The organism is Nocardioides jensenii JCM 1364 = NBRC 14755, from assembly GCF_001552535.1.
Classification (GTDB): domain Bacteria; phylum Actinomycetota; class Actinomycetes; order Propionibacteriales; family Nocardioidaceae; genus Nocardioides; species Nocardioides jensenii.
Genome location: NZ_BCRJ01000007.1, coordinates 1 through 23,832 on the forward strand (window position 1 = coordinate 1; position 23,832 = coordinate 23,832).

Consider the following 23,832-nt stretch of genomic DNA (forward strand, 5'->3'; position numbering starts at 1 on the left):
GCTGCCGGGTTCGGCAGGTGACCGGTGGTCGCGGCGAGGGCGACCCCGCCCGCTCCGGAGACGGCGATGACGCCGATGGCGAGGGCCTTGGCGGTGAGCAGACGTGAGGTGGCGCGCTTCATGATCGTGAGTCTTCCCGTGGGGGTCGTGGACAGGAGACCAGCAGCGCGGAACGTCGCCAGGGCTGCAGCCTCGCCGGCGGCCTCGCCCGACGCGGGGGCGGCCGCGGCCCGCAGCAGGGCATCGAGCTGGGGAGCGCCGGTGCCGGCGTGCAGGTCGAGTGCCTTGTCGGCAGACCTGCGGCTGAGTCGGGATCCGTGTCGTGTGCTCATCTCACTCCATCAGCGTCGGGCGACTCAAAAGTGTTACTGGGCGTCTCGGTCAGCAGGTCCCGCAGCGTCTTCAGCCCCCGGTGGGCCGCCGTACGCACGGCGCCGGCTCGCCGGCCCAGCACCTCACCGGCGGTCCTCGCGTCGAGTCCCATCACGGCTCGCAGCATCACCGCCTCGGCCTGCTCGCGGGGCAGCTGCCTGATCAGGTGCAGTGCCGCGTCGGTCGACATCGCCTCCATCGCGCCGTGGTCAGCGTCGCCTCCGGGACGGGGTTCGGGCAGGTCCTCGTTGGGTGCGGAGATGGCCGGACGACGTCCCTGGGAGCGCAGGTGGTCGAGCGCCCGGTTGCGGGCGATGGTGGTGATCCAGCCACGGAAGCCGTCGATGCGTCCGTGGAACTTTCGCAGGTCGCGCACCGCCTGAGCCCAGCTCTCCGACGCGATGTCCTCCGCCTCGTCGAGGCCCACCAGCACGCCCAGATAGCGCAGCAGTGCCGGCTGCACGCTGCGGTAGACGAACCGGAATCCGTCATCGTCGCCGTCGAGCATCCGACCCAGGGCCGCCTCGAGCTCGTCCTCCGCGCTGGACATAGCCGGAGGTTCTATCAGATGCGTCCGAACTGCCCGGTCGGCCACCCGGGGACTCACCGCCCGATGCGGGCTCGCCACCCGGTGACCAGCAGGTACGCCGCCCCGGCGACCAGGCCCCAGAACGCGGCCCCGACACCGGCGATCGTCATCCCGGACGCGGCCACGACGATCGTCAACGCGGCCGCCTCCCGGTGCTCCGGGTCGCCCAGTGCAGCCGCTGCGGCACCGGCCAGGGTGCCCAGCAGGGCCAGCCCGGCAATCGTCTCGACGAGTCCGGCCGGAGCCGCCGAGGCGACCTCGGTCACCAGCGCTGAGAGCGGGCCGAAGGCCAGGTAGGTGAACCCGCAGGAGACCCCGGCGATCCAACGCCGGTCGGGGTCGGGGTGGGCCTCCGGGCCGGCCGCCAGAGCCGCTGAGATGGCGGCCAGGTTGATCGCGTGCCCGCCTCCCACGGCGCCGACGGTGGAGGCCGCGCCGGCGTACGCCAGCGGCGCTCGCATGTCGGGGCGGTAGCCGAACGAGGCCAGCACCGCGATCCCCGGGATGTTCTGCGAGGTCATCGTCACGATGAACAGCGGGACGGCGATCGCGATCAGGGCACCGCCGTGGAACGTGGGGGTGACCCACGTGATGGTCGGACTCGCGGCGCCGGCCGCGAGCTGGCCGAACACGCCGTCGACGGCCATCACCGCGATCGCCGCCACCAGGGCGCCCGGCACCGCCCACCGTCGGGCCCAGGCCGTCAACGCGAGCCAGACCAGCATCACCGGGAGGATGGCCGCGGGTTCGTCGACGACGGCCAGGAACGGGGCGGCGCACAGGGTGAGCAGCACCCCGGCCAGCATGCCGTTGGCCAGGGTCGGTGGAATCCGGGCGACCAGGTTGCCGAGTGGTCGGACCAGTCCGCACAGCGCGAGCAGCACCCCGCACACCATGAACGCGCCCACCGCGGCCGCGAAGCCCCCGTGCGGCACGGCGGCGGTGGCCAGCAGGGCCGCACCGGGCGTCGACCACGCCATCGTGATCGGGATCCGCAGCCGCCACGAGAACGCCACCGTGCCCAGACCCATGGCCAGGCACAGCACGAGCAGCGCCGAGGCCGCCTGGTCGGCCGACGCCCCGACCGCGTGCACGCCGGTCAGCACCACCGCGAACGAGCTGGTGAACCCGACGAAGCCGCAGATCACGCCGGCCAGCACTGCGTGCGTCGTACGGGCGGCCGATGTGGAGGTCACGACGCGCAGGCTATCGGCCGCGAAACGCTCGCCGAGGTGAATCGGCACGGCGGTGCGCACGAGTAGCGTCGACTCATGCAGGTCGTTGCCCACCGGGGCGCCAGCCACGAGATCGCCGAGCACACGCTCGGCGCCTACCTCGCCGCCATCGAGACAGGCGCCGACGGCCTCGAGTGCGACGTGCGCCTGACCGCCGACGGCCACCTGGTCTGCGTTCACGACCGCGACCTGCGGCGTACGGCGAGCAACCGCGGCGTGGTCTCGACCATGGACCTCGACGAGCTCAACGCCTTCGACTTCGCCTCGTGGAAGAAGCCGTGGTCGGAGCTCGACGACGAGGCGCCGGACATGGACCCCGAGCTGGGCAAGGTGCTCACGCTGCGCAAGCTGCTCGAGACCGTCGCCGACGCCGGTCGCCGCATCGAGGTGGCGATCGAGACCAAGCACCCCACGAGGTACGGCGGACTCGTGGAGCGACGACTCGTGGAGATGCTGGGAGAGTTCGGCTGGACCGCGCAGGACTCCCCGATCCGGGTGATGAGCTTCTCCTACACCGCGTTGCAGCGGGTGGAGCGCCTCGCCCCGGTCCTGCCGATCGTGATGCTCGTCGACCGGGCGCATCACTGGCCGATGCTGCGCCGTGTGGTCAGCAAGGAGTGGATCATCGGGCCGGGCATCGGAGAGCTGACCGACCACCCGGGCCTGGGTCGTCGCCTGCGCGAGGCCGGGCGGCGGATCCACGTGTGGACGGTGAACACCGACGAGCAGCTCGAGCTGTGCCGCCGGCTCGGCGTCGAAGCCATCATCACCGACCGGCCGGCGTACATGCTGGAGCGCGTGCGCGGGTAGCCTGCCCGCCATGGGAAAGAGCTCACGCAAGAAGACCCGCGACACCGCAGCCCCGGTCGACGGCGCCGTCGGTCCTCGTCAACCGTGCCCGTGTGGCTCGGGCCGTCGCTACAAGGCCTGTCACGGTGCCGCCGACGGTCCGCCGCAGGCCTTCGTGGCCCGGCCCTTCGAGGGCCTGGCCTCCGAGACCGATCTGATCGCGCTGCGTGAGCTGGTGCCCGCGGCCACTGCGCCGCTGAGGCTCAAGGACAGCGACCGCTCGGTGCGCCTGTGCACCCTGTTGCCCGGCGCCGCTCCCGCCATGGTGCGCGAGGACGGCGCGATCTGGCTCGGCCTCCAGGTGCAGCACAACTTCGGCGACCCGTCGCGCGACCTCGGTGCCGTGCTGGAGCAGGCCCTGACCGCCGAGGCCGGAGTGGTCGGCCTCACCGATGCCCCGGGTGAGGGCGCCCGCCTGCAGGACCTGCTCGACGACGCGCCGCTCGACATCACCGTGCACGACGGCTTCGGCTACTGGATCGATGACGTCGAGGAGCAGAGCCCGGCCATGCTGGCCGCGCTCGAGCAGGCCAACGGTGCGGTCAACCCGACCGCGCGACTGGCCGGCGTCGACGCGGCGTACTGGACCAACGTCGGCTCCAAGGAGCACCTGCGCTGGGCGATGCCCGAGCCCGAGGACGACCTGCTCTCCGCCCTGGCCAAGCTGCACGTGCAGGGCAAGGACGTGCTGGTCGAGGGTGCCCGCCTGGTCGGCATGTTCCGCGCGCACGGCCTGCTCGTCCCGGTCTGGGACCTGCCGGTCGGCACCGGACCCGAGGTGCTCGAGAAGCCGGCCGCCGCATTCGCGGCCGACCTCGCCGCCGCGCTCGACTCCGACCTCGAGCTGAGCGCCGAGGAGCGGTCGGCCCGATCGGGCCTCGCCAACCGGCAGGTCACCATCCGCTGAGAAGGCGTGACGAACAACACCGGACATTTCGTGCATCGAGTTGTGCGGTTGCAGTTGTGTTCCTGTCACTCTTGACGTAGGTTTTTCTTCGCCCGGTCGTTGTTGTATCCCCCGTCAACAGCGGCCGGGCTTTCACATTTCCTGACGCCGTCGCCCGTGCGTTGCCGCGTGTGAGGCGGGGTTGCGGTCGCTGAGCACGCGGTGTGACACCGCGCGAGCGACCACCGCACCGCACAAGTGCCGGAGTACGCCGCCCGTGCCCGTCAGTCGACCGGCAGCGGCTCACGCGTGATCGGGCACGACATGCAGCGCGGGCCACCGCGGCCGGAGCCGACCTCGGAACCCTCGATCGCGATGACCTCGATGCCGGACTCCTCGAGCCGGGCGTTGGTCTCGTCGTTGCGCACGTAGGCCACCGCCACCCGCGGCGCGATGGCCAGGGTGTTGTTGCCGTCGTCCCACTGCTCCCGCTCGGCGGTGACCGGGTCGAGTCCGGTGTCGATCTGGTGCAGCGTGTCGATCTCCATGGCCTTGGCGGCGGCGACCAGGAACGGCTCGGGCTCGGAGACGTGCAGTCGCAGGTCGGCGAAGTCCTCGGTCTCCGCGTGGTTGGAGGTCACCGTGAACGCCTGCAACGAGTCCGCGACGTTCGGGTACATCACGATCTTGTCGACATCGACCATCGTGCACACCGTGTCGAGGTGCATGGTGGCCCGCTCCTGCGCGATCGGGACGGCGAGGACCGTGTGCGCCAGGCCGGCGTGGAACACCTGGCGCGAGAGTCGCTCGACCCCCGCGGGCGTCGTACGCTCCCCGACGCCGACGGCGATGACGCCGGGAGCCAGAAGCAGCACGTCGCCGCCCTCGACGTGCTCGTGGTGCCACCCGTGGATCTTGCGGGTGCCGCCGGGGACGTCGCGGAAGCGCGGGTGCTCGGTGTAGATGAGCTCGGTCAGCTGGGTCTCGCGGGTGCGAGCCGGCATTGCGAGCGAGGTGATGGCGACCCGGTCCTTGATCCACACGCTCGAGTCACGGGTGAACAGCAGGTTCGGCAGTGGGTCGATCAGGAACTCGTCCTGGGGGAGCAGCGAGGTGACCAGACCGTGGCCGCCGCGCACCTCGTCGTTGCGGATACCGGCGGTGAGGTACTCGGTGAGCTGCACCGGCGTGCACTCGCGCAACGCGACGGCCAGGTAGTCGCGCAGGGTGTCGCCGAGATGCAGCCCCGAGAGCGCGGTGGTGATGGCATGGTTGCGAGCGTCCTCGCTGGCGAGCGTCTCGGTGAGAAGGTCGGTCAGGTAGAGCACCTCGACGCCGCGGTTGCGCAGAGCATCGGCGAACGCGTCGTGCTCCTCCTGGGCCCGGCTGACCCAGGGGATCCCGTCGAAGAGGAGCCGGTCATTGTTGCGCGGGGTGAGCCGCTTCAACTCCGGTCCGGGCCGGTGGAGCATGACTGTCTTGAGGGTTCCGACCTCGCTGTCGGCGCCGTGCGTGAACATGCCACGCACTCTAGTCCCGCCCGGGTCAGCGCAGCAGTTCGTAGATCGTCAGCCCAGCCAGCAGCAGGCAGACCGTGCCGCCGAGCAGGTGGAGCGCCTTGAGCGAGATGTACTTCATCAGCACCCGGCCGAGCAGCACGGCCAGGCCGCTGACCGCGAGCAACGCGCCCCAGGCACCCACGAACACGCTGACCGGGTCGTCGTACTTCGCGACCAACGAGAGGGTGAGCAGCTGTGACAGGTCGCCCCACTCGGCGGCGAACAGCACCAGGAAGCTGGCGCCGACCGCGGCCAGGCCCTGCTTGGGGGCGGTGCCGGCCTTCTCGGCGAACTCCTGCTCGGTCTCGTCCTCCTCGGCGTCGGCCTTGGCGGCCTCCCGATAGAGCAGTGTGGCCCCGATCAGGAACATCACCGCCGCCCCGATGTGTACGGCGTCCGTGGGCAACAGGCCGGCAGCCTTGCCCAGGAGTACGGCGATCAGGGTCTGCACGAGGAACGCCAGGCCGACCCCGATCCACACCAGCAGCGGCCGGAACTTCGTGCTGAGCACGAGGGTGGCGATGAAGGTCTTGTCGGGCAGCTCGACGACGAAGATGGCGCCGAAGGCGAGTGCGGCGACCACGAAGTCCATGCCCGAAATCTATCTGCTGTCTAGTCTTGGCCCATGCCCGGTGTGCCCCCTGCCCGTTTTGCCTACCTCGGCCCGGAGGGGACGTTCACCGAGCAGGCCGCCCGGTCGCTGCCGGCCGCCGACCGTTCCGAGCTGATCCCGTGCACCACCGTCACGGTCGCCCTCGACGCGGTGCGGGAGGGCGAGGCCGCGGGCGCCGTCGTACCGATCGAGAACTCCGTGGAGGGGTCGGTGCCGGTCACCCTCGACGAGTTGGCGACCGGTGATCCGCTGATGATCACCCGCGAGGTGACAGTGCCGATCGAGTTCTCCCTGCTGGCCGCCCGCGGCACCGCCGTCGAGGCGATCCGGCGGGTCGCGACACACCCGCACGCCGCGGCGCAGACCCGGCGATGGGTGGCCACGCACCTGCCCGGGGCCGAGGTGGTGCACACGACCTCCACTGCCGCGGCCGCGGCGGGGCTCGTGGAGGGTGCGGAGTGGGACGCGGCGATCACCGCTCCCTTGGCGGCCGCGCACTACCCGTTGGCCGTGCTGGCCACGCGGATCGCCGACACCGCCGATGCGGAGACCCGTTTCGTGCTGGTCACGCGGCCCGGCGCCCCTGCGCCGCCGACCGGTGCGGACAAGTCGTCGCTGGTCGCGTTCATCCGCGACGACCACCCCGGCGTGCTCCTCGAGCTGCTCGAGGAGTTCTCGTTGCGCGGCGTGAACCTCTCGCGCATCGAGTCGCGTCCGACCGGCCAGGGGCTGGGGCGCTACTGCTTCTCGATCGACTGCGAGGGACACATCGCCGAGGCCCGCGTCGGGGAGGCGTTGATGGGCCTGCACCGCATGTGTGACGACGTGCGCTTCCTCGGGTCCTACGCCCGGGTGGACGGCGTACGACCGGAGATCGTTGACGGCACCGGCGATGCGGACTTCCGGGACGCCGAGCGCTGGCTCGCCCGCCTGCGCGACGGCTACTGATCGTCGTCACCGGACGACATCGACGAACGGCCGTCGTGGCCCCGACGAACCTGTGTCGCTGACCACTAGGCTGCGCCCATGGAGATTGCCCTTGCGTGTCTAGCGATCGCTCTCGGCGCGATCGCACTTGCCGTGTCCCTGACGACCCGGAGTCGCGTGGCCGGTCATGGCGAGGGTGAGGCGGCTCTCCCGGAGGACGTGCACGGGCTCCGGCGCGAGGTTGCGGCCCTGCGACGCGAGGCCGCCGACGCGCTCAAGCACCTGGCCGTGGTGCGCTACGACGCGTTCGGTGACATGGGCGGTCACCTGAGCTGGTCGCTGGCGCTGCTCGACGACGGCGGACACGGCGTCGTGGTCACCTCGATCCACGGCCGCAGCGAGGCCCGCACCTACGCGAAGAGCATCGCGTCGTGGAAGTGCGAGCAGCAGCTCTCCCCGGAGGAAGTGGAAGCGATCGGGCACGCCCGCCCCTGACCTCCCTCGTTGCGAGGCGGGGTCACCGCCGCTCGACACGCGTTCTGTGACGGGTGCAAACCGTCACCACCACGCACAAGTCCCGGTGTGCGGTGAGGTCAGGCGACCGGGCGCAGGTGGAAGACCCGGATCGTGCGATCGGTGCGCTGCTCGTACTTTGCGTAGTTGGGCCAGGCGCGGTTCATCACCGTCCACAGCTCGTCGCGCTCGGGACCGATGGCCTCGCGCGGCACGACGGCGTACGAGCGGCCCTCGAAGTTGACCGACGCCTCGGATGCGGCGGCGATGTTGCCGACCCAGGCCGGCGGCTCGGGGGCGCCCCAGTTGGATCCGGCGATCAGCCACCCGCCGTCGTGGGGCACGCACAGCAAGGGCGTACGGCGGGTCACTCCGCTCTTCGCGCCGACGACCGTCACCATCAGCCCGGTGAGCCCGCCGAGCTTGACCAGCCCGATCCGGCCACGGGTGATCCGCTGGATGAACCGGTCGACCGCGACGATCTGCGTGTTGATGCGGGGCAGCCACGGCTGACTGCCCAGCAGGATCGTGAGCGGCCGGACCAGCCGGGCGTAGGCGTCGTACATGGCGGGCAGCCTAGTGCGGGGGTCACTTGTGCGGTGGCGGTGACGGTGTGTACGCGTCGCAGAACGTGTGGAGCGACCGTGACCTCGCGTTGCTCACGAGTGTGCGGGAGGTCAGCGGGGGACGCGAACCAGCAGGCGACCGTGGATGCACTCCATGACCAGCTCGCGACCCGGGCCGATGGAGTCGCCGTCGAGCTGGCGGGGGGTGTCGGTGGCCGCGCGGACCACGACCTTGCGGCCGGTGAAGCGCTCGATCGTCTCGTCGGTCTTGGAGCGCTTCGTCAGCACCCGGATCGCCAGCGGGATCCAGGAGAGGAACTTCTTCGGGTGCAGCAGTACGACGTCCAGCACGCCGTCGTCGATCAGTGCGTCGGGCAGCAACGGCATACCGGCCTGCAGGAAGCCCACGTTGCCGACCAGGATGGTGCGGGCACGGTGTACGGTGGCCGGCTGGTCGTCGACCGAGACCTCCACCTTCACGGCGGGGAACATCAGCGACTTCAAGGCGGACAGCACGTAGGCCAGCCAGCCGACCTTCTTCTTGATGTCCTCGTTGACGCCCTCCATGATCGCGGCGTCGAAGCCCATGCCGGCCATCACCATGAAGTGGGTGGTGCCGTCGAGGCCGTCGCCGGACACCTCGACCATGTCGATCGCCCGGTCCTGCCCGTTCAGGGCGACGTCGATCGCTGAGCGGATGTAGAGCGGGATGGCGAGGTTGCGGGCCAGCAGGTTGCCGGTGCCGGCCGGGATGATGCCGACCGGGATGCCGGTGCCGGCGAGCTCGGCGCAGACCTCGCGGACCGTGCCGTCGCCGCCGCACACGATCACCAGGTCGGCGCCGCTGACCGAGGCGGCGTGGGCCATGCCGGTGCCCGGGTCCTCGACGGTGGTGTAGTGCCACGACGGTTCCGACCAGCCGGCCTCACGTGCCATCGCGGAGACGATCGACCGGAACTGGCCGACGTCCTCGACCTTGATCGGGTTCAGCACGACGTGCAGGTCCCGGCTCGACGCCGGCACCGTGGTCACCAGTGGAGCGGTGGTCAGCACCGTGCTCCGGGGCAGGGGGGAGTAGAAGGCCAGGCCGAGCAGGACGAAACCCACTCCCAGCAGCAGCCCGGCGAGGAGGTCGGTCGGGAAGTGACGGCCGAGCAGGATCCGGTCGGCACAGATCACCAGGAACGCCAGCACCAGCAGCCAGCAGACCAGGTGCCGCAGCCCTCGACGACGCAGCAGCATGACCGAGACGACCAGCAGCACGCCGCCGAGCGCGGCGGCGTACGACGCGTGGCCGGACGGGAAGGAGCCGTTGGTCAGCTGCTCCTCGGGCACCCACCAGCGCGGGCGGTCCCGGTCGACGGCCCACTTGAGCAGGTGCACCGAAGCCATGGTCGCGACGACGACGCCGACCACGAAGACGGCCGCCCGCTGATACCCCTTTGCCCACAGCAGCACCCCGGTCAGCAGGGTGGCCGCCGCAGAGGCGATCGTGCCGGTGGCCAGCTCGAGTGCGTGGAGCGCGTCGGGCAGCCACCCGCGTTCGCGGGTCCACTCGGCCGCCGACCGGGTGACGTCGTGGTCGAAGTCGTGCAGGGGCCCCCAGGCGTTGGTGACCAGCACCGTGAGCAGCACGAACAGGGCGAAGCAGAGCGCGGACCAGCTCAGGACGATGGCGCGGGGGCGGTCGATCACAGGCAGGCCGTTTCGTGGGGTTACTGGGCGGTCAGCCCCAAAGTATGCCGTCCTGTCGTCGCCAACGGGGTAATCGACGCGACCGGTGGATCATGCGGCAGATAGCCTTGCCGCATGATCGATCCCCGCATCCTCCGAGACGAACCCGACCGCGTCCGAGCCGCCCAGGCCAAGCGCGGACTCTCCGACGACGTCGTGGATCGCGCCCTCTCCGCCGACACGGCCCGCCGTGAGGCGATCGCCTCGTTCGAGGCCAAGCGTGGTGAGCAGAAGAAGCTCGGAAAGCTGATCCCCCAGGCCCAGGGCGACGAGAAGCAGCAGCTCCTCGCTCAGACCAAGACGCTGGCCGCCGAGGTGAAGGCCGCCGAGGCCGCCCAGAGCGCGGCCGAGGCGGAGTGGCAGCTGGCCCTGCTCAGCATCCCGAACCTGGCCGCCGACGAGGCGCCGGCCGGTGGCGAGGACGACTTCGTCGTGCTCGAGACCATCGGCACCCCGCGCGACTTCGGCGCGGAGGGCTTCGAGCCGCGCGACCACATCGAGCTCGGCCGCCTGCTGGGCGCGATCGACCTCGAACGCGGCGCCAAGGTGTCGGGCAGCCGGTTCTACTTCCTCACCGGTGTCGGCGCCGAGCTCGAGTTCGCGCTGATCAACCTGGCCATGGAGCAGGCCCGGGAGGCCGGCTTCACCCAGATGATCGCCCCGGCCCTGGTCAAGCCCCGCGCGATGGAGGGCACCGGCTTCCTCGGCCAGGCCGCCGATGACGTCTATCAGATCGAGGGCGAGGAGATGTATCTCGTCGGCACCTCGGAGGTCGCCATGGCGGCGTACCACTCCGACGAGATCCTCGACGGCGAGACTTTGCCCCGGCGCTACGCCGCGTTCAGCCCCTGCTTCCGCAAGGAGGCAGGCTCGCACGGCAAGGACACGAAGGGCATCATCCGGGTGCACTGGTTCGACAAGGTGGAGATGTTCGTCTACACGACCCCCGACCAGGCCGAGGCCGAGCACCAACGGCTGCTCGACTGGGAGAAGCAGTTCCTCGACAAGCTCGAGCTGGCCTATCAGGTGATCGACACCGCCGCCGGCGACCTCGGCCTGAGCGCCAAGCGCAAGTTCGACTGCGAGGCGTGGATTCCCACCCAGGGCAAGTACCGAGAGCTCACCTCGACCTCGAACTGCACCGAGTTCCAGACTCGCCGCCTCGACATCCGTGGCCGGTACGACACGAAGATCGGGCCGGTGGCGACGTTGAACGGCACCCTGTGCGCGATCCCACGCACGATCGTGGCGATCCTCGAGACCCACCAGCAGGCTGACGGATCGGTGCGCGTGCCCAAGGCCCTGCAGCCGTTCCTGCAGGGCCGCGAAGTGCTGGAGCCAACCGGTGGTTGAGGAAGGCGCGCAGCGCCTGCCCCGAAACCACCCGCGCGACGGATGGACGCCGAAGCTGGTCGCCCTCGACATCGACGGCACGTTGCTGCGCTGGGTCGAGGGCTCCGGCACGGTGCACGGTGAGGTGAGTCCGACGGTCGTCGAGGCCGTACGCCGGGCAGCCGAGGCGGGCGCCCACGTGGTCCTGGCCAGTGGGCGGTCCCTGCACGGCATGACGCCGATCGCCGACCAGCTCGGCCTACCCCTCGAGGGCGGCGACCGCACCTGGATCGTGGCCTCCAACGGCGCGGTCGTCCTGCGCTACCCGCCGGCCGAGGTGGTCCACGAGGAGACCTTCGACGCCTCGGGCGCCGTGGCCGCGGTTCTCGAGCACCACCCGACCGCCCTCGTGGGCGTGGAGGAGCGCGGGGTGGGCTATCGCGTCAACCGGCTCTTTCCCGACGGGGAGCTGTCGGGGCAGATGACCATCACCGACGTCGCCGATCTCGTCGGTGAGCCGGTCAGTCGCGTGATCATCCGCGACCCCGACGCCACCGTCGACGACTTCCAGGAGCTGGCGAAGAAGCTCGGCCTGCACGGCACCGACTACGTGATCGGCTGGACGGCCTGGATGGACCTCGCCCCCCAGGGGATCTCCAAGGCCTCCGGCCTCGCCCATGTGGCCTCCGACCTCGGCATCGACGCGGCCGACACCCTCGCCATCGGCGACGGCCGCAACGATCTCGAGATGTTCGCCTGGGCCGGTCGCGCGGTCGCGATGGGGCAGGCCGTGCCCGAGGTGCAGGCCGCGGCAGACCACGTGACGCTGCCGGTCGACCAGGACGGTGCCGCGACCGAGCTCGACCTCTATTTCGGATGACGCCACGCCTGGTCGCCACCGATCTCGACGGCACGCTGCTCGGCCCGGACGGCACGGTCAGCGACCGCACGCGCGAGGTGCTGCTGGCCGTCGAGGCGCTCGGGGTGCCGGTCGTCTTCGTCACCGGTCGCCCGATCCGCTGGATGGACGACCTGTGGATCGACGTGGGCGGTCACGGCCTGGCCGTCTGCTCCAACGGCGGCATCGTCTACGACGTCGCGACCCACACGGTCCGCACCGCACTGACCGTGCCTCGAGACACCGCGCTGGCGGTGGCCACCACCCTGCGCAAGGCCGTGCCCGGCACGTTCTTCGCGCTCGAGAAGACCGGCGGTTTCGCTCGTGAGGAGGGGTTCATGGGCCGTCACCGGGAGCCCCTCGGCATCGAGATCGGTCCGCTGGAGGCGATCTTCGACGACACCGTGGTCAAGCTGCTGGCGCTCCACCACGAGATCGGCCCCGAGACCTACTGGCGGCAGGCCGAGGAGCTGGTCGGCACCCAGCTCGAGGTGACCTGGTCCTCGACGTTCTCCCTGCTGGAGATGTCGGCCCGTGGGGTCACCAAGGCGACCACGCTGGCCCGACTCTGCGACGAGCTCGCCATCGATGCCGTCGACGTCGTGGCCTTCGGCGACATGCCCAACGACGTGCCCATGCTCGCGTGGGCCGGCACGTCCTACGCGATGGCCAACGCGCATCCGGCCGTACGCCGGGTCGCGGACCACGTGGCACCGGGCAACGCCGAGGACGGTGTGGCTCACACGCTCGCCGACCTGTTCGGTCTGTGACCCGATGCCCACTACTCTGAGACGCTGGAGCAACCGACCCGACCTCTGGAGGTGGCCATGCGGCGCTTGATGGTGCTCGTCCTGCTCGCACTCGGGTGGGTGGCGCTCAGCCCCGCGACCGCCTACGCCTGCGAGACCCCTGCCGCACCCCGGGTCAAGCAGCTGACCAACGCCGAGGCGGTCTTCACCGGCACGGTCGCGCAGGTGACCGCGAATCCTGCCGACGCCGGCGTGACCACGCTGTACGTCGTCACGGTCGACCGGGTCTACAAGGGCACCCGGGTCAAGAGCCAGGTCACGGTCAGCTCACCCGCCAAGCGCGACCGCTGCGGACTGGTCGGGGTGAAGCAGGGCAACCGGTATCTCTTCGTTGCCGGCTCGGTGACCAAGGACGCCTACCAGGCGCGCAGCTTCCAGGGCACCCAGGCGATCTCACCGGAGGTTCGCGCCGACGTCGAGGGTGTGCTGGGCAAGGGCTCCGCCCCGGCCGATCAGCAGCCCGCCGACGACCTGTCCGTCGAGACCGAGCGGGTCGATGACTCCGCGCCGCCGAACGCGACCAAGGCGATTGCACCCGGCCTGCTGTTGGCCCTGGTCGGCGGACTCGTGCTGATCCTGGCCCGTTTCCTCGGCCGCACCCGACAAGCGTGAGCCTCACGGGGCTGGCCTCGTCCGTGGCCCGGCTCGTGGCCGTCATCGTCGCGGTCGGCGGCTCGATCGTCTTCTTCGGACCTCCCGCGCAGGCGTGCTCGTGCGCGATGCTCCCGACAGCACGACTCGTGCAGGGCGCCGATCAGGTGTTCACCGGAAGCGTCACCTCGGTCGACGAGTCGACGGAGTCCCAGCAGCGCGTGTTCAGGGTCCAGGTCGACCGGGCATTCAAGGGCGACGTGGCGCCGATGATGCAGGTGGCCACGGACGCGTCGTCCTCCTCGTGCGGCCTCGACGTCCCTCCGGAGACGCCGTGGGTGTTCCTGACCACCTCGCGAGCGACGTACGACGGCCGCGAGGCCGACGGTGCGCCCGGTGACGACGAGCTGGTGTTCACCGGACTGTGCAGCGGCTCCGCGCCCGCGGGAGCGCGGTTGGTCGCGAAGGTCGAGGCGACAGCGGGGCCGGGTCGGGCGCCGACGGTGCCGGACAGCTCCGAGCCGACCAGCGCCGGTCCCGACAGCGCCGATCCGGACAGCACCGACGCCGATCGTCAGGACGTCGAGAACGGGGACGGGGTGCCGGTCTGGCCGTTCGTCGGGGGCCTGCTGGTGATCGCGTCGATCGCCGCGGTCCGGACCGCCCGGCGCACGACCTGACCCTTCGCGCTGAGTGCACGATCCATGTCGTCCACGGCGTCGGAATCAGCAGGAACCGTGCACTCGACGACTCGAGACGCTCCCGGGGTGGAGCGCCGCCCGGCCGACACTCGCTCTGTCCGTGGATCCGAGGCTCAGAGATACATGCCGGACTGCGGGCCCTCGCCTTGCTGCTCCGGAGCGCCCTGGCCGGGCTGACCGTCGTCCTGGCCGGCAGCCTGCTGGAGCATGCCGGGCGGCAGGGCCCGGCGCATCTGCTCGAGCTGGGCGCGCGAGGCGACCTGCTGGGCGTAAATCGCGGTCTGGATGCCGTGGAAGAGGCCTTCGAGCCAGCCGACCAGCTGGGCCTGCGCGATGCGCAGCTCGCTCTCGCTGGGCGTGCCCTCGGCGAACGGGAGGGAGAGTCGCTCGAGCTCGTCGATCAGCTCGGGGGCGAGGCCGGCCTCCAGCTCCTTGATCGAGGACTGGTGGATCTCCTTGAGCCGGTTGCGACTGGCCTCGTCGAGGGGAGCCGACTTCACCTCCTCGAGAAGCTGACGGATCATGCTGCCGATGCGCATCACCTTGGCCGGCTGCTCGACCAGCTCGGTGATGTGGCGCTCGTCGTCCTCGTCGCCCTGCTCCTCGGCGGGGGCCTTGCCCGCGCTCTGGCTCATGGCCTCGGGGTTCAGGGCGTCGGCGGGGATGGAGCCGATCGGCTGGCCGTCCGGTCCGATCACGATGACGTGGTCCTCAGGCTGGTTCGCACTCATGACCCCAGCCTAGTAGGAGGGGGTTACAAGGTGATCAGGATCTTGCCGACGTGACTGCTGTCCTCCATCAGCTGGTGCGCCTCCACGATGCTCTCCAGCGGCAGCGTGGTGTGCACGATCGGCCGCACCTGCTCGTCCTCGATGAGGGGCCACACGTGCTCGACCACCGAGGCGCAGATGGCCGACTTCTCCTCGGTCGGACGGGCCCGCAGTGAGGTGGCGATCACCGCACCGCGCTTGCCCAGGAGCCGGGCGATGTCGAGCTCGCCCTTGACCCCGCCCTGCATGCCGATGATCACCAGGCGTCCCTCGGTGGCCAGCGCCTTGACGTTGTCCGGGAGGTATTTCGCGCCCATGTTGTCGAGGATCACGTCGGCGCCGCCGGCCTCGGTGAGCACGTCGAGGAAGCTCTCCTCGCGGTAGTTGATCGTCACGTCGGCGCCGAGCTCGGCGCAGACCGCGAGCTTCTCCCTCGAGCCGGCGGTGGTGAACACCTTCGCCGACATGGCCGAGGCGAGCTGGATCGCGAACGTGCCGATGCCACCGCCTCCGCCGTGCACCAGGAACTTCTCACCCGGCTGCAGGCCGGCGATCATGAACACGTTGGACCACACCGTGCAGGCCACCTCAGGGATGGCCGCGGCCTCGACGAGGGAGACCCCTTCAGGCACGGGCATCAACTGGCCGGCGGGGACGGCCACGAGCTCGGCGTACCCGCCGCCGGCGAGCAGGGCGCAGACCTGGTCGCCGACCTGCCAGTCGGTGACCCCTTCACCGAGCCCGGCAACGGTGCCGCTGCACTCGAGGCCGAGCACGTCGGAGGCACCGGGCGGCGGTGGGTAGAACCCCTGCCGCTGCAGGGTGTCGGCCCGGTTGATCGCCGTGGCGGCGACCTTCACCAGCACCTCGCCCGGGCCGGGCTCGGGGTCCGGCAGGTCGACGACGGTCAGGGCTTCGGGGCCACCTGGATCGGTGACGACAACGGCACGCATGGGGCCAGCCTAGGAGGTCAGTCCTCGAACTCCTCGATGCTGTCGCCGGTGTGGTCGACGGCGCTGTCGTCGGGGATGGGATCGTCGATGTCCACGGGGTCGGGAGCGTCGGCCGGACGCTCCCAGCTGGTGGCCAGCGTGCTGGCCTGACCAGCCAGCTGCTCGACCTTGCTCGGGTCGGCGCCGTGCACGGCCGCGGCATAGCCGAGCAGGTAGGTCGTGATCGGCGCGGCGGGGCGCTGCACGTTGTGCGCTGCGTCGCGGGCGAGGTCGAGCACCAACGCCTCGTCGACTTCATGCTCGATGTCGAGGACATCGCACAGTTCATCGATCCAGTCGTGGAGGTTCACCCCACCAGATTCGTGCCCCGGGGGCTTCAGCGCAAGCCCTTTCGGATACTTCAGGACCCTCCCAGGTCGCGCAGGTCCGCCCAACTGTCGATGTCACGCGCCTCGTCCTCCAGTGCCGGGACGTCGACGAGGTCGAGCCCGTCCAACAGGCGGTGCAGCGGCATGCCGAACTCGTCGCCGTACGGCGGACGCACGGCACGCAGCCGATCCGCGTCCACGACCATGGCAAGCTGTCGTCGCCCGGTCAGGTCGCACAGCACGGCGCCGTCGCGCCGGCCGACGCGCGATCGCAGGCGTGCGATCGTCGCCATCGACACCCGGGGCATGTCCACGGCCAGGATGACGACGTGGCGCGGTGACCGGGCGAAGGCATCGAGTCCGGTCAGGATCCCGGCCGCCGGCCCGCCCTGGTGGGGGTCCTCCCGGGTGAAGGTCACCGGGCGGTTGGTGGCCACCCAGTCTCCGAGTACGACGACCTCGCCGGCATCGATCACCGCATCGAGCGCATGGGTGAGCAGGGTGCGGCCGTGCAGCTCGATCGACGCCTTGTCGACTCCGCCCATGCGGGCCGCCGTCCCTCCGGCCAGGATGATCGCGCCGAGCGCGAGCGGGGGCATGGTCGTGGTCATGGCTGCATCCTTCCACCCGCGTCTGGCACGCTGGAGAGCATGGATGAGTTGACGGTGGCCCTGGTGCAGGAGATGGCGCTGCTCGATCCCGCGGCGAACCGGGCTGTCGTGGAGGCACTCGACGTGCAGGCCGACCTCGTCGTCCTGCCCGAGGCCTTCGCCCGCGACTTCGGCTCGCCGGGGGAGGACATCTCGGCCTTCGCCGAGTCCGTGGACGGGCCGTTCGGCACGGCCGTGTCGAAGGCGGCGTCGGCGCAACGCACGATCGTTGCCGGGATGTTCGAGACCGCCCCCGACCCGGGCCGCCCGTTCAACACACTGATCGTGCGGGGTGCGGTGAGTGCGGAGTACCGCAAGATCCATCTCTACGACTCCTTCGGCTACCAGGAGTCGGAGCGGCTGACTGCCGGCGAGTGGACGCCCACCGTGATTGACGTCCGAGGCTTCCGGGTCGGCCTGATGACCTGCTACGACCTCCGCTTCCCCGAGCTGGCGCGAGCCCTGGTCGACGAGGGGGCCGATGTCCTCGTGGTTCCGGCGGCCTGGGTGCCGGGACGCAGCGAGGCGGAGCACGCCCGCAAGATCGATCACTGGCAGACCCTGGTCCGGGCCCGCGCGATCGAGAACACGACGTACGTCCTCGCCGTCGGGCAGGCGGCGCCTCGCTACACCGGCCACTCGCTGGTCGTGGACCCCTTCGGAGACGTCGTGGCGTCCGCGGGGGCGGATCCGGCGTTGGTGACCGCGACCCTGCGCCGGCAGGTGATCGCCGACGCCCGCAAGACCAACCCCTCTCTGGCAAACCGTCGACACCTCGCGGGATAACCTGTGCGCCGTGTCCAGCCCACATGCCACCGGTCGCCGGGTCGCCCAGCGTATCCAGACCCGACCCGCGGTCTCCCGCGAGCGGGGGCGCACGACGGTGATCGCGGCCGCCGTCACGGCGGTCGTGCTGGCGGTCGCCGCCGCCCTGTGCTCGGTTCTCGGCGTCGGCCCCACCTGGCTCGACCAGGCCGCCGCGGTCACCTTGGCCTGCGTCTACACGGTGGCGCTGGCCGCGCGCACCGGGGGCCGGCCGGTCGTCTTCGGGGTTCTCGCGCTGGCCCTGGCGCTGGCCGCCGTCCTCTCGGACATGGAGCGGCTGCGCACCGGCGCCGCGACCCTGACCGCTGTCGTCGCCGCGGTGCTCGCGGTGATGGCCACCGTGCCGGCGCGCCGGTTCCGACTGGCCGCACGTGAGATCGCCATCGCCGTCGCGGTCTCGGCGATCGGGGCGCTGGGCGTGGTCGGCTTCCGGCCCACGGTGTCCCTCGAGCGCTACGACTACGTGTCCCTCGCCCTCTCGTTCCTTCTCGTCGGCGCGCTGGTCTACCGTCTCGGAGCCGGCCTTCACGGTTTGGGCCGCCGTGGCTTCGTGGTGGTGCTGGTCGGCGTGGTCGCCCTCACCGTGGCGCTGGCGTACGCCGAGCTGATCAAACGCTACGGCTCCCAAGAGTTCGTGGACGACATCCTCGACGGTGTGCGATGGATGCGGGCCAACCTGCGGGGAGTGCCCCGACCGATCCAGGTGCTGGTGGGGGTGCCGGCCCTGGTCTACGGCACGCACCTGCGTGCCCGGCGTCGTCAGGGCTGGTGGGTGTGCGCCTTCGGTGTCGCGTCGACCTGCTCGGTGGCCGGCATCCTGATGAACCCGATGACCGGCTGGCTCGAGGCCGCGTTGATCGTCACCTACTCCACGGTCCTGGGACTGGGTCTGGGCTACGTGGTGATCCGAGTCGACCTGGCCCTGACCGGCCCCCGCGGCAGCCGGGCCCGCCGCGAGGAGGAGCAGACCGCATCACGCCCGGAGTCGAGCCGGCTCCGGCCACTCCTCTGAGCCGCCTCGGGCTGACCCGAACCGGGGTACTTTCGGGTAACCCGAGCGGGCGAGTAGGTTCGCCGACATGACACGGGAGCAGACCACGGATGTCGTGGCCGAGATGGTGGCCAACGTGATGACGGTGTCGGTCGCGGTGGGTGACCCGGTGTCCACCGGCGACACGCTGCTGATGCTGGAGTCGATGAAGATGGAGATCCCCGTGCTCGCCGAGCGCGACGGCACGGTGACCCACGTGCGCGTCACGGACGGTGACGTCGTGCAGGAGGGCGACATCCTGATCACGCTCCGCGACGGCGCCTGACGAGCGCCGGTCCCGCGGAGCGCCGACGTGTTCGACGAGCTCGGCTCCCAACCTGGCAGAGGGGGCGGGATTCGAACCCGCGGTAGGTCTCCCTACGACCGCTTTCAAGGCGGTTCCGATAGGCCACTCCGGCACCCCTCCGTGCGCTCTCCGGAGAGAGTGCACGGGGAAGTCTAACGGGGAGACTGCTGACGCTCGCCGCCTACTCCGAACCGCCGAGCTCGAGCTCGACCTCGTCGTAGGCCAGGTCGTGCAGGCGCTGCCGGTGATGGCTGATGTCGGCGACCACGCGGCGCAGCTCGGCGCGGACGGCCGAGACGTCGGCGGACTCCAGGACGGCGGGCCCCAGAGCGGACAGTCGGGTCATCAGGGCACTGCGCTCGCGCAGCACCGACACCTCCCGGGCGACCAGCCAGCCGTCGGCCGCCTGCGCCGACTCCAGGGACAGCCCGTCGCGGACGGCGACCAGCCGCTGGCGAACCGTCCATCGCCAGTTGCCCAGTGCCGTGCCGCTCGCTTCGGGGGCGTCGAGCATCTGGGCGAGTGCCGCGAGTGCATGCTGCACCTGATCTCTCATGACCGACCTCCTGGGAGCCGAGACTTCGAGTGTGACCTGCATCACCCCCACAGACAAGGCCGGATTCGCCCCCGTCCGGCGCGTCGGGGAGAATTGGCGTCGTGTCGTCCGACTATCGCCTTGCCCCGCAGATCGCCGCCCGATTGTTGGGCGTTGCCCTGCTCGTCCTGGGCGGGCTCGTCTTCGTCACGACCGCGGTCGTGGTCCTGTTCGCGGCGCCGGTCGGGCTGCTCTCGGTTGCCGTGGTGCTGTGCCTGGTCGGGGTCTTCGGGATCGGCTGGCTGCTCAACCGGCGGGCGTGGATCCTGCGGTTGACCGCCGACGGCTACCGCATCCGGTTCGTGCGCGGTGCAGGCACTCGCCAGGCGCGCTGGAGCGATGTCGAGAAGGCGGTCACCGACACGATCGCCGGAGCGCCGTGCGTGGTGCTGCGGCTGCGCAACGGTCAGGCCACCACCATCCCTGTGGAACTGCTTGCCGTCGACCGGGAGCAGTTGGTGCGTGAGCTCCAGGACCACCTCGACGGGCGCCCCGGCGTACGCCGCTGAGGTGTGGCGTGACCCGATTCTGTGACCGGCACCCTCTTTGGGTACCCTAGGTGCGCATCTTGGAGGCGTCGCCTAGTCCGGTCTATGGCGCCCGCCTGCTAAGCGGGTTTGGAGCTAAAACTCCATCGAGGGTTCAAATCCCTCCGCCTCCGCGTTGTGATCTCGCACGAGATCGGAAAGATCCGGACCCGACGCGGTCCGGATCTTTCGTCATTTCGGGGACTCCCGGCAGCATCACCGCAGGTCATCCCCCATTTCGGGGACCCTGGACAGGGAAACATTTGCAAGTAGTTGCAATACCGATTTGTGCAGTTCGATTTGGTGGAGTTATGCAGTGAGGGTGGCGCACACTTGAGGAGCGGGGAAAAAGAAGACAGAAGTGGGGACATCGACATGAAGACTCTCGCTCGCCGACTGGCAGCGACAGTGATGGCAGCCGGGCTCGTGCTCGGGGCCAGCGCCGTCGCGACACCAGCGCAGGCCACCTCGGGTGACACCGGTTGGGGCACCATCGTGGCCCCCTCCTCGGTGCAGAAGTAGGCCGCCCCCTAGATCCTGAGACGAGGACCAACCAACCCCCCACATGTTCGGTCCCTCAGCCATCCCCCCGGCTCGTCTCAGAGCGAGGACAACGACTTAGGTCGTTGTCCTCGCTGCCATTTCAGGACTTCTTGCGCCGGCTCCCCTGCACGTCCTGCTGGCCCATGCGGTAGCCCAGCTGGTAGCGGGTCTGGGCGTCGTAGGCTTCCTTCAGCTCGGCGATGTAGCCGGCGTACGTGCGCGGACTGACGCCGAGTCGCTTGGCGCACGTGGCGTCGGAGTGGCCCTCCTTGAGCATCCGGATCGCCATCGCCCGCTGCTCCTCGGCGATGCTGGTGACCACACCGGCCTCGCTGCTGCTGAACGGGCGGCCCCGCTCCCAGAAGCGTTCGAAGATGTCGACCAGGTAGGCCACCAGGTCGGTGTCGCGGATCGCCAGGGCCACATTGAGGTCGTCCCCGGAGGGGATGATCGCCACCTGCCGGTCGACGACGATGAGCCGGTTGAAGAACTCGTCGAGTGTGCGGACCTCGCCCCCGGCGCCGGTGACACGGTCGACGTACGCCCGGGCGGCCCGGCTGCGTCGCGCCGCATGCTGATAGATCGTGCGCATGGACACGCCGCGTTGGAGGGCGGCCACGTCACGGTTGCCGGCGGCCTTCTGCGCGGCCAGGGAGTGCCCGGCCTGCGGCTGGGCGGTGAGCAGCTCGGACTGTGCGCTGGGCACCACGTCGGCGAGGAACAGCTCGATCTGGTCGCCACGGAGCCGGGTGATCGGCCCGTCGACGGTCGAGGAGGAGCGCCGGTAGGCCTGACCCAGCGCGCTGAAGGCCTGGGCCCAGTGGCTGGACTCCGCGATCATCTGGGCGCCCTGCTGGCCCAGGGGAGCGACGACAGCGGCCTGGGCGGAATGCGGGTCGACCACGACGTAGCGGGTGCCCTCGAGGCTGAGCAGACCGAGCTCGATCAGCAGGTCGGTGGCCGCGCGGTCACGTGAGAGCAGGGGGTCGTCGACCTGCACGCCGCCGGCCCCGGCAATGTCCTCGAACAACTTGCTCGCCGCGGTCTCGAAGAGTTCCCGGCGCTGTCGTCCACCATGTTGTTCCACGATCCAGCCCTCCACTCGATCCACGTGTGATTATGCAGGAGTTCGGGCCCGGCACGCAGAACGGCCCAGGACTCGCGATGAGTCCGGGGCCGTCCGTGACGTGCAGAAGGAGGTCAGGCCTCTTCGTTCTCCAGGTCGGCAGCCACGCGACGGTGGGCCTCCCAGATCGCCTCCGGCATGTTGTCGAACTGCTTGAGGTGCTCCTCGCGGTTGGCCATCTCTTCCTGCCAACGCGCCTTGTCGATCGACAGGATCGTCTTGAGGTCCTCGGGCTTGGTGTTCATGCCCTCGAGCTGGAGCTCCTCCTCGAGCGGGATGATGCCGACTGCGGTCTGGCGACCCTTCACCTCACCGTTCTTGAGCTGCAGGAGCCACAGCAGTGGACGCAGGTTGTCGCGGTAGCCGTTCCACAGGAAGTGGCCGTCTTCGGGGTCGCGCTGGAACCAGTTGACGTGCGCGAAGATCGGCTGCTCCTTGGCGGCACCGACGATGTCGAGGTAGTGCTGCGCGTAGTCGCCCTCGCCGTACGCCATGAACGGGCGGTTGGACATCGGGTCGTAGCGGAGCACGCCCTCCTTGCCCTCGGCCGCGGCGGTCGCCTCGGCGCCCAGGGTCAGGCCGTCGTAGACGCCCTCGGCGAGGTCGGTGATCGCGCGGATCAGCGGCTCGCGGTCACGGGTGCGGCCACCGAAGATGATCGCGTCGATCGGGACGCCGGTCGAGGCGTTGTAGTCCGCAGCGATGTTCGGGACGTTGTCGAGCGTCGTGGTGAAGCGGCTGTTCGGGTGGGCCCACGGCGAGGAGTCGCTGTCCTTGCGATCGGCGATCGGCGAGCCGGTCCAGTCGAGCCAGCCGTGCACGTCCTCGGGCGGGTTGGGCGTGCGGCCCTCCCACCAGACCTCTTCCGTGTTCGGGTTGTAGGCGACATTGGTGAAGATCGTGCCGGTGCCCGGGTCGACGGAGTGCAGGGCCGTGGGGTTGGTCTTCTCGTTCGTGTCCTTGGCGACACCGAAGACGCCGTACTCCGGGTTCATCCCGTAGAGCTTGCCGTCCTCCTCGTTCACCCAGAGCCACGCGATGTCGTCGCCGTAGAAGGACACGTGGTAGCGCTCGCCGAGGGAGTCGGGGGCCAGCATCATCGCGAGGTTGGTCTTGCCCGAGGCACTCGGGAAGCCACCGCAGATGTGGTAGTCCTTGCCGGTCTCCTTGTCGTGGATCCCGATCAGCATGTACTGCTCGGCGAGGAACTTCTTGCTCGCCCAGCCGTCGTACGCGCCCTGGCGCAGGCCGTGGGCGATCTTGCCCAGCAGCGCGTTGCCGCCGTACGACGAACCGAAGTGGAGGATGGTGCGCTCGTCGCCCACGGTCACGAAGTAGCGCATGTCGTCGTCGGTGCCCTGGCCGAGGTTCTCCAGGTCGCCGGTGACGTGGACGGCGCGGACGAAGTTGTCGCCGGCCTCGTTGACGTGCTCGATGCCGACGCGGGCCATGCGGATCATGTGCAGCACGACGGTGCGGGTGTCGGTGACCTGGACGCCGGTCGCCCACGGGGCGAGGTCGTTGCCGGGAGGCGACATCAGGTAGGGGATGACGTACATCGTCTTGCCGGCCGAGGCGCCACGCATGCGGTCCTCGAGCAGCGGCTTCATCTCCGAGGCGGGCTTCCAGTTGTTGTAGACGCCGCGGTCCTTCTCGTCGTTGGTCGCGACGATGGTGCGCTCCTCGGAGCGGGCGGTGTCCTTGTGGTAGCTGCGGGAGTAGTAGCGCCCCTCGCCGGCCGGGAACAGCTCGCCGGCGTCCAGGGCCTCCTGGATCAGGCGGGCGTCGTCTGCGGCGGTGACGACCTCGACGCGCTCCGCGCCGGTGAGCTCCGCGTAGTAACGGACATACTCACGAACGGCGGGGTTGGTGACCCCCGCCGCATCCAGTGTTGCCTCAACGTCAGCCATCGTGTGCCTTGACCCTCTCGGTGGAAGTGTCGGTATCGGTGGAGCTGCGTAAGC

At 70.0% G+C, this 23,832-nt stretch carries 28 protein-coding genes and 2 tRNA genes; 15 read left to right on the top strand and 15 right to left on the bottom strand.

Annotated features, from left to right (window positions below; genetic code table 11):
- The 3 genes from NJ4_RS03815 to NJ4_RS03825 form a co-directional block, all read right to left on the bottom strand.
- A partial coding sequence (locus tag NJ4_RS03815) for a hypothetical protein (RefSeq protein WP_217996741.1) occupies window positions 1-332 on the bottom strand: 332 nt, incomplete at its 3' end.
- Window positions 329-922: an RNA polymerase sigma factor gene (locus NJ4_RS03820; protein ID WP_067430465.1), complete on the bottom strand. Its 594-nt coding sequence runs from the start codon at window positions 920-922 to the stop codon at window positions 329-331. The genes NJ4_RS03820 and NJ4_RS03815, both read right to left, overlap by 4 nt.
- A 53-nt stretch (window positions 923-975) precedes the next feature.
- Window positions 976-2,157, bottom strand: coding sequence for a benzoate/H(+) symporter BenE family transporter (locus NJ4_RS03825; RefSeq protein WP_067430642.1), 1,182 nt, complete (start codon window positions 2,155-2,157; stop codon window positions 976-978).
- 75 nt (window positions 2,158-2,232) lie between these two features.
- Between NJ4_RS03825 and NJ4_RS03830 the strand changes: the two genes are divergently transcribed.
- Window positions 2,233-3,006: a glycerophosphodiester phosphodiesterase family protein gene (locus tag NJ4_RS03830; RefSeq protein ID WP_067430468.1), complete on the top strand. Its 774-nt coding sequence runs from the start codon at window positions 2,233-2,235 to the stop codon at window positions 3,004-3,006.
- A gap of 10 nt (window positions 3,007-3,016) precedes the next feature.
- Window positions 3,017-3,952, top strand: coding sequence for a DUF5926 family protein (locus tag NJ4_RS03835; RefSeq protein WP_067430470.1), 936 nt, complete (start codon window positions 3,017-3,019; stop codon window positions 3,950-3,952).
- Between the two features lie 263 nt (window positions 3,953-4,215).
- Here the strand turns inward: NJ4_RS03835 and NJ4_RS03840 are convergent, their stop codons facing one another.
- Both NJ4_RS03840 and NJ4_RS03845 read right to left on the bottom strand, forming a co-directional pair.
- Entirely contained in the window at window positions 4,216-5,451 is a 1,236-nt protein-coding gene (locus tag NJ4_RS03840; protein WP_067430473.1) for an arginine deiminase, read from the bottom strand.
- Between the two features lie 25 nt (window positions 5,452-5,476).
- The gene (locus NJ4_RS03845) at window positions 5,477-6,082 is read right to left on the bottom strand and encodes a TMEM165/GDT1 family protein (protein ID WP_067430476.1); all 606 of its coding nucleotides are present in this window, start codon (window positions 6,080-6,082) and stop codon (window positions 5,477-5,479) included.
- Window positions 6,083-6,115: 33 nt separating this feature from the next.
- Here NJ4_RS03845 and pheA point away from each other — a divergent pair, with 33 nt between their 5' ends.
- Together pheA and NJ4_RS03855 are read left to right on the top strand one after the other, a co-directional pair.
- Window positions 6,116-7,051 (top strand): prephenate dehydratase, encoded by a 936-nt coding sequence (gene pheA / locus NJ4_RS03850; protein WP_067430479.1) that lies wholly within the window; start codon window positions 6,116-6,118, stop codon window positions 7,049-7,051.
- Between the two features lie 78 nt (window positions 7,052-7,129).
- Window positions 7,130-7,525, top strand: coding sequence for a DUF4446 family protein (locus NJ4_RS03855; protein ID WP_067430481.1), 396 nt, complete (start codon window positions 7,130-7,132; stop codon window positions 7,523-7,525).
- Between the two features lie 98 nt (window positions 7,526-7,623).
- Here the strand turns inward: NJ4_RS03855 and NJ4_RS03860 are convergent, their stop codons facing one another.
- On the bottom strand, window positions 7,624-8,109 hold the full coding sequence (locus NJ4_RS03860) for a nitroreductase family deazaflavin-dependent oxidoreductase (RefSeq protein WP_067430484.1): 486 nt from the start codon (window positions 8,107-8,109) through the stop codon (window positions 7,624-7,626).
- A gap of 111 nt (window positions 8,110-8,220) precedes the next feature.
- Window positions 8,221-9,804, bottom strand: coding sequence for a YegS/Rv2252/BmrU family lipid kinase (locus tag NJ4_RS03865; RefSeq protein ID WP_067430486.1), 1,584 nt, complete (start codon window positions 9,802-9,804; stop codon window positions 8,221-8,223).
- A gap of 114 nt (window positions 9,805-9,918) precedes the next feature.
- On the opposite strand from NJ4_RS03865, the gene serS reads away from it, so the two are divergent.
- From serS to NJ4_RS03890, 5 genes are read left to right on the top strand one after another with little or no spacing between them, the layout of a single operon-like run.
- Window positions 9,919-11,196 carry a serine--tRNA ligase gene (serS, locus tag NJ4_RS03870; RefSeq protein WP_067430489.1) on the top strand — a complete coding sequence of 426 codons (1,278 nt, stop codon included), beginning with the start codon at window positions 9,919-9,921 and terminating at the stop codon, window positions 11,194-11,196.
- Window positions 11,197-11,251: 55 nt separating this feature from the next.
- Window positions 11,252-12,055, top strand: a complete 804-nt coding sequence (locus NJ4_RS03875) for an HAD family hydrolase (RefSeq protein ID WP_407668042.1) — start codon at window positions 11,252-11,254, stop codon at window positions 12,053-12,055.
- On the top strand, window positions 12,052-12,843 hold the full coding sequence (locus NJ4_RS03880) for an HAD family hydrolase (RefSeq protein ID WP_067430491.1): 792 nt from the start codon (window positions 12,052-12,054) through the stop codon (window positions 12,841-12,843). Before NJ4_RS03875 ends, NJ4_RS03880 begins: the two co-directional genes overlap by 4 nt.
- A 57-nt stretch (window positions 12,844-12,900) precedes the next feature.
- On the top strand, window positions 12,901-13,494 hold the full coding sequence (locus NJ4_RS03885; protein ID WP_067430493.1) for a hypothetical protein: 594 nt from the start codon (window positions 12,901-12,903) through the stop codon (window positions 13,492-13,494).
- Window positions 13,491-14,153: a hypothetical protein gene (locus tag NJ4_RS03890; protein ID WP_067430496.1), complete on the top strand. Its 663-nt coding sequence runs from the start codon at window positions 13,491-13,493 to the stop codon at window positions 14,151-14,153. Before NJ4_RS03885 ends, NJ4_RS03890 begins: the two co-directional genes overlap by 4 nt.
- A gap of 134 nt (window positions 14,154-14,287) precedes the next feature.
- On the opposite strand, the gene NJ4_RS03895 is transcribed toward NJ4_RS03890, so the two are convergent.
- Genes NJ4_RS03895 through mobA form a run of 4 tightly spaced genes read right to left on the bottom strand, consistent with a single transcriptional unit; the run spans window position 14,288 to window position 16,876 of the window.
- On the bottom strand, window positions 14,288-14,905 hold the full coding sequence (locus NJ4_RS03895) for a bacterial proteasome activator family protein (protein ID WP_067430499.1): 618 nt from the start codon (window positions 14,903-14,905) through the stop codon (window positions 14,288-14,290).
- A 23-nt stretch (window positions 14,906-14,928) separates the two neighbouring features.
- The gene (locus tag NJ4_RS03900) at window positions 14,929-15,897 is read right to left on the bottom strand and encodes an NAD(P)H-quinone oxidoreductase (protein ID WP_067430502.1); all 969 of its coding nucleotides are present in this window, start codon (window positions 15,895-15,897) and stop codon (window positions 14,929-14,931) included.
- Between the two features lie 17 nt (window positions 15,898-15,914).
- Window positions 15,915-16,247: a DUF6457 domain-containing protein gene (locus tag NJ4_RS03905; protein WP_174524577.1), complete on the bottom strand. Its 333-nt coding sequence runs from the start codon at window positions 16,245-16,247 to the stop codon at window positions 15,915-15,917.
- A 50-nt stretch (window positions 16,248-16,297) separates the two neighbouring features.
- Entirely contained in the window at window positions 16,298-16,876 is a 579-nt protein-coding gene (gene mobA / locus NJ4_RS03910; RefSeq protein ID WP_067430505.1) for a molybdenum cofactor guanylyltransferase, read from the bottom strand.
- A 39-nt stretch (window positions 16,877-16,915) separates the two neighbouring features.
- Between mobA and NJ4_RS03915 the strand changes: the two genes are divergently transcribed.
- From NJ4_RS03915 to NJ4_RS03925, 3 genes are all read left to right on the top strand, one after another.
- Window positions 16,916-17,701 (top strand): carbon-nitrogen hydrolase family protein, encoded by a 786-nt coding sequence (locus NJ4_RS03915; protein WP_067430509.1) that lies wholly within the window; start codon window positions 16,916-16,918, stop codon window positions 17,699-17,701.
- Between the two features lie 10 nt (window positions 17,702-17,711).
- Complete coding sequence (locus tag NJ4_RS03920; protein WP_067430512.1) at window positions 17,712-18,752, top strand: hypothetical protein; 1,041 nt, start codon at window positions 17,712-17,714, stop codon at window positions 18,750-18,752.
- 67 nt (window positions 18,753-18,819) lie between these two features.
- Entirely contained in the window at window positions 18,820-19,056 is a 237-nt protein-coding gene (locus tag NJ4_RS03925) for a biotin/lipoyl-binding carrier protein (protein ID WP_067430515.1), read from the top strand.
- Between the two features lie 53 nt (window positions 19,057-19,109).
- On the opposite strand, the gene NJ4_RS03930 is transcribed toward NJ4_RS03925, so the two are convergent.
- Both NJ4_RS03930 and NJ4_RS03935 read right to left on the bottom strand, forming a co-directional pair.
- A tRNA-Ser gene (locus NJ4_RS03930) sits at window positions 19,110-19,197 on the bottom strand.
- A 61-nt stretch (window positions 19,198-19,258) separates the two neighbouring features.
- Window positions 19,259-19,633, bottom strand: coding sequence for a hypothetical protein (locus tag NJ4_RS03935; RefSeq protein ID WP_067430518.1), 375 nt, complete (start codon window positions 19,631-19,633; stop codon window positions 19,259-19,261).
- Between the two features lie 101 nt (window positions 19,634-19,734).
- Between NJ4_RS03935 and NJ4_RS03940 the strand changes: the two genes are divergently transcribed.
- The 3 genes from NJ4_RS03940 (at window position 19,735) to NJ4_RS25505 (ending at window position 20,721) form a co-directional block, all read left to right on the top strand.
- A complete protein-coding gene (locus NJ4_RS03940) occupies window positions 19,735-20,181 on the top strand; it encodes a hypothetical protein (RefSeq protein ID WP_245644438.1) in 447 nt (148 codons plus the stop codon).
- 61 nt (window positions 20,182-20,242) lie between these two features.
- Window positions 20,243-20,333 (top strand) — tRNA-Ser (locus tag NJ4_RS03945).
- 241 nt (window positions 20,334-20,574) lie between these two features.
- Complete coding sequence (locus NJ4_RS25505; protein ID WP_157550677.1) at window positions 20,575-20,721, top strand: hypothetical protein; 147 nt, start codon at window positions 20,575-20,577, stop codon at window positions 20,719-20,721.
- A 121-nt stretch (window positions 20,722-20,842) separates the two neighbouring features.
- On the opposite strand, the gene NJ4_RS03950 is transcribed toward NJ4_RS25505, so the two are convergent.
- Complete coding sequence (locus NJ4_RS03950) at window positions 20,843-21,853, bottom strand: helix-turn-helix domain-containing protein (RefSeq protein WP_245644439.1); 1,011 nt, start codon at window positions 21,851-21,853, stop codon at window positions 20,843-20,845.
- A gap of 89 nt (window positions 21,854-21,942) precedes the next feature.
- Window positions 21,943-23,778: a phosphoenolpyruvate carboxykinase (GTP) gene (locus tag NJ4_RS03955; RefSeq protein WP_067430524.1), complete on the bottom strand. Its 1,836-nt coding sequence runs from the start codon at window positions 23,776-23,778 to the stop codon at window positions 21,943-21,945.
- Window positions 23,779-23,832 lie beyond the last annotated feature (54 nt).

What these genes read in the sequence shown, in the direction of transcription:
- NJ4_RS03820 (WP_067430465.1), bottom strand. Translation starts at nt 922, where the DNA reads ATGTCCAGCGCGGAGGACGAGCTCGAGGCGGCCCTGGGTCGGATGCTC.
- NJ4_RS03935 (WP_067430518.1), bottom strand. Translation starts at nt 19,633, where the DNA reads ATGAGAGATCAGGTGCAGCATGCACTCGCGGCACTCGCCCAGATGCTC.
- NJ4_RS03855 (WP_067430481.1), top strand. Translation starts at nt 7,130, where the DNA reads ATGGAGATTGCCCTTGCGTGTCTAGCGATCGCTCTCGGCGCGATCGCA.
- NJ4_RS03860 (WP_067430484.1), bottom strand. Translation starts at nt 8,109, where the DNA reads ATGTACGACGCCTACGCCCGGCTGGTCCGGCCGCTCACGATCCTGCTG.
- NJ4_RS03925 (WP_067430515.1), top strand. Translation starts at nt 18,820, where the DNA reads ATGACACGGGAGCAGACCACGGATGTCGTGGCCGAGATGGTGGCCAAC.
- NJ4_RS03830 (WP_067430468.1), top strand. Translation starts at nt 2,233, where the DNA reads ATGCAGGTCGTTGCCCACCGGGGCGCCAGCCACGAGATCGCCGAGCAC.
- NJ4_RS03840 (WP_067430473.1), bottom strand. Translation starts at nt 5,451, where the DNA reads ATGTTCACGCACGGCGCCGACAGCGAGGTCGGAACCCTCAAGACAGTC.
- NJ4_RS03900 (WP_067430502.1), bottom strand. Translation starts at nt 15,897, where the DNA reads ATGCGTGCCGTTGTCGTCACCGATCCAGGTGGCCCCGAAGCCCTGACC.
- NJ4_RS03835 (WP_067430470.1), top strand. Translation starts at nt 3,017, where the DNA reads ATGGGAAAGAGCTCACGCAAGAAGACCCGCGACACCGCAGCCCCGGTC.
- pheA (WP_067430479.1), top strand. Translation starts at nt 6,116, where the DNA reads ATGCCCGGTGTGCCCCCTGCCCGTTTTGCCTACCTCGGCCCGGAGGGG.
- NJ4_RS03915 (WP_067430509.1), top strand. Translation starts at nt 16,916, where the DNA reads ATGGATGAGTTGACGGTGGCCCTGGTGCAGGAGATGGCGCTGCTCGAT.
- serS (WP_067430489.1), top strand. Translation starts at nt 9,919, where the DNA reads ATGATCGATCCCCGCATCCTCCGAGACGAACCCGACCGCGTCCGAGCC.
- NJ4_RS03885 (WP_067430493.1), top strand. Translation starts at nt 12,901, where the DNA reads ATGCGGCGCTTGATGGTGCTCGTCCTGCTCGCACTCGGGTGGGTGGCG.
- NJ4_RS03880 (WP_067430491.1), top strand. Translation starts at nt 12,052, where the DNA reads ATGACGCCACGCCTGGTCGCCACCGATCTCGACGGCACGCTGCTCGGC.
- NJ4_RS03955 (WP_067430524.1), bottom strand. Translation starts at nt 23,778, where the DNA reads ATGGCTGACGTTGAGGCAACACTGGATGCGGCGGGGGTCACCAACCCC.
- NJ4_RS25505 (WP_157550677.1), top strand. Translation starts at nt 20,575, where the DNA reads ATGAAGACTCTCGCTCGCCGACTGGCAGCGACAGTGATGGCAGCCGGG.
- mobA (WP_067430505.1), bottom strand. Translation starts at nt 16,876, where the DNA reads ATGACCACGACCATGCCCCCGCTCGCGCTCGGCGCGATCATCCTGGCC.
- NJ4_RS03845 (WP_067430476.1), bottom strand. Translation starts at nt 6,082, where the DNA reads ATGGACTTCGTGGTCGCCGCACTCGCCTTCGGCGCCATCTTCGTCGTC.
- NJ4_RS03895 (WP_067430499.1), bottom strand. Translation starts at nt 14,905, where the DNA reads ATGAGTGCGAACCAGCCTGAGGACCACGTCATCGTGATCGGACCGGAC.